Annotated in this window: 3 protein-coding genes; 2 read left to right on the top strand and 1 reads right to left on the bottom strand. The window is 55.2% G+C overall.

The window, feature by feature from the left end:
• Window positions 1-219: 219 nt before the first annotated feature.
• Both endA and cofH read left to right on the top strand, forming a co-directional pair.
• Window positions 220-1,233: a tRNA-intron lyase gene (endA, locus tag SV253_04695; GenBank protein ID MDY6775361.1), complete on the top strand. Its 1,014-nt coding sequence runs from the start codon at window positions 220-222 to the stop codon at window positions 1,231-1,233.
• 32 nt (window positions 1,234-1,265) lie between these two features.
• Entirely contained in the window at window positions 1,266-2,612 is a 1,347-nt protein-coding gene (gene cofH, locus SV253_04690; GenBank protein MDY6775360.1) for a 7,8-didemethyl-8-hydroxy-5-deazariboflavin synthase subunit CofH, read from the top strand.
• Between the two features lie 50 nt (window positions 2,613-2,662).
• On the opposite strand, the gene tnpA is transcribed toward cofH, so the two are convergent.
• On the bottom strand, window positions 2,663-2,908 hold a 246-nt coding region (gene tnpA, locus SV253_04685; GenBank protein MDY6775359.1), incomplete at its 5' end, for an IS200/IS605 family transposase.

Genomic DNA, 2,908 nt, shown 5'->3' with positions numbered 1-2,908 from the left:
TGAGACCGTGTCGTTTTCGCCTATCGATCCGAGGTCGACGCCCGTCTTAAGCTGTATCCTGCCGTACGCCTTCCAAGGGGGCTCGTCGCTCGGATACGCCTCCTCTATCTCAGTCTTGAGCCGGTAAATGTCAGAAGCCATCTTATCTATCTACGTATATCACGCCTCAGAATTAGCTCTTTGGGTTGACTATATATGGTGAGACACGTATTAAACGACGTGAAACCAAGACTGCGACCCGACGAAAACGTCGTATTACTCGGCGATGACGCGAGGAACCGGTTCTACGGCTCTAGCGGCTACGGACGTCCCGAGGACTCGGAGCTGAGTCTCAGCCTCGTCGAGGCGGCACATCTTCTGAGACGCGGCAAGATAAAAGACATCGAGGGCAAGGGATTCGATGAGTTCGTTGAGGAAGCCTCGAAGCTCGAAGATAACTTCGCAACCGTCTTTGAGGTCTACTCCGATCTCCGTGAGAGGGGTTACTACCTACAGCACCGTCCGGGCGAGAGTTCTATCGACGTCTATCCAAGAGGTAAGCTACCGTCGGAGACGTCGCCTAAGGAGGAGGTTCGTGTCACCGACGAGGACGGACACGTACGCGTCGACGAACTCGTCAGGGATGGTGACGGCGGTAGTATACTCGGTGTCGTCGACTCCGAGGGCGACGTGACCTACTTCAGAGCCGAGAGATGGGACGAGAACGGAGGGACTGAGCCGTACCCCGAGTCGGATCTCGAAGGACGTGTAGTCGGAGACAGGATTGTAGTCGAGGAGTACGGAGATGTCTACTCGTCGTCTTTCTACGGAAGCCAGACTGAGGACGACGGACGTCTCATGCTCTCGCCCGAGGAAGCCGTCTATCTCGACGACTCCGGGATCTTAGATCTGAGTCCGGACGTGAGACGCGGTATCGAGGAACGCTCCGAAGACGAAGTCTTTGAAATCTACTCCGACCTACGCGGGAGAGGTCTGTGTCCCAAGACTGGCTTCAAGTTCGGAACCGAGTTCCGTGTCTACGAGACTGTGACCGACGTCGAAGACCTTCCCCACTCGGAGATACTCGTCGACACTGTCAAGACCGACAAGGTCTTCGAGATACACGAGTTATCGCGCGCGGTACGTCTCGCACACGGAGTCAGAAAGGAGATGGTATTCGGAGTAGTCGGAGCCGAAAGCGACGCGAGCGGGGACGGAGTCAAGTACGTGAGCGTGAGCCGGTACAGACCGTGATACTCTTCTTTCACGAAGACCCACAGGGAGTAATGTCTAGCTCCTCTCTCCGAGACTTCGACTTCGAACACGTCCCCGAGAACTACGGCTCGTCGTTCGGGAACGCACTCGAAAAGGCGCGCAACGGCGAACGTCTCAGTGTCGATGACGGCGTCCAGCTTATCACGACTGGAACCGACGTCGAGGGAATAGACGAAGACAGGAAAGAGAAGGTTCTGGGGGCAGCGGACGAGAGAAGGAGGGAGATCGTCGGGGACGAGGTCACATTCGTCGCCAACATAAACAACAACGTCACGACGGCGTGTGACACGGGCTGTCTCTTCTGTAACTTCAAAGACCCCTCTGAGGCGTTCGAGGTCGGAAACGAGGGACGCGGATTCACGAAGACGCCCGACGAGTCGAGGGAGATAGTCGAGGACGCAGTCGAGATGGGAGTCTACGAGGTCTGTTCAGTCAGCGGTCTCCATCCCGCCTTCGCTCTCGACGACGAACACAGGGAGATACTCGAATCCTCGACGGACGACGGCGTCAGATACGTTCCGACGACGGAGTACACCAAGAGCCCCGGGACATACGTCGAACAGATAGAAGCGATGGACGTCGGCGGCGTACACGTACATTCTATGACGCCCGAGGAGGCGGCACACGCTAAGAGAGGAACCGACTGGAGCTACGAAGACGTATACACGAGACTCAGGGACGCGGGACTCGACTCTGCGCCGGGCACCGCGGCAGAGATACTCGTCGACGAGGTCAGGGAAGTGATCTGTCCCAACAAGATAGGTACTCAGGGCTGGATCGACGCCATAGAAGGGGCTGTCTCGGCGGGTCTCGGTGTCACAGCGACGATCATGTACGGACACGTCGAGAACGAGGCTCACAGGGTACTACATCTCAAACGAGTACGTGACCTACAGGACTCGACGGGAGGAATTACGGAGTTCGTGCCTCTGTCTTTCGTCCACGAGAACACGCCGCTCTACGAGAGAGGCTTCGTCGAGTCGGGGGCATCCGACGACGAGGACGAACTACTCTTCGCCGTCTCACGTCTCTTCCTCGACAACATAGACAACATACAGACTAGCTGGGCGAAGTTCGGAGACCAAAAAGCACTCAGGATGCTTGACTGCGGTGCCAACGACTTCATGGGTACACTCCTCTCGGAGGAGATCACCAAACGTGCGGGGGGTGACTACGGAGAGTTCCGTTCGTTCGACGACTACGTCGAGATGATAGAGTCTATAGGACGTGTTCCAGTCGAACGTTCGACCGATTACTCCGAGAAAAGATACTTCGAAAACGGTGACGATGACGGTGACGGTCTGCCGCCCTATGGTCCTCGGCTAGGACCCCAAGCCGACGGGACTCCTCTAATCTAAAGAAAATCAACGAGAGTTCCACGGGTCACTGTACCCGTGGGTGAATCGCGTCAGCTATGTTCGCTTCTTTCAATATATTTTCGGACCGTCTCTTCAGATACCTTGCCTGCTGTACTGACAAAATATCCTATCTTCCAGAAACTACTATTCCAGAAATACTGGTCTTGGATTTCAGGATGTTTCTTCAGTAATACTCTCCCTGAATACCCTTTGAATTGTTTTGCTATCTCAGAAGGACTCCACTTTGGGTCACACTCAACAAACAAATGTATGTGGTCATCTGCTATCGTCATCTG

Source organism: Candidatus Afararchaeum irisae, assembly GCA_034190545.1.
Taxonomy (GTDB): Archaea; Halobacteriota; Halobacteria; order Halobacteriales; family Afararchaeaceae; genus Afararchaeum; species Afararchaeum irisae.
Note: the sequence above shows the minus strand (reverse complement) of the source record. Positions and strands in the feature narration are given on the sequence as shown.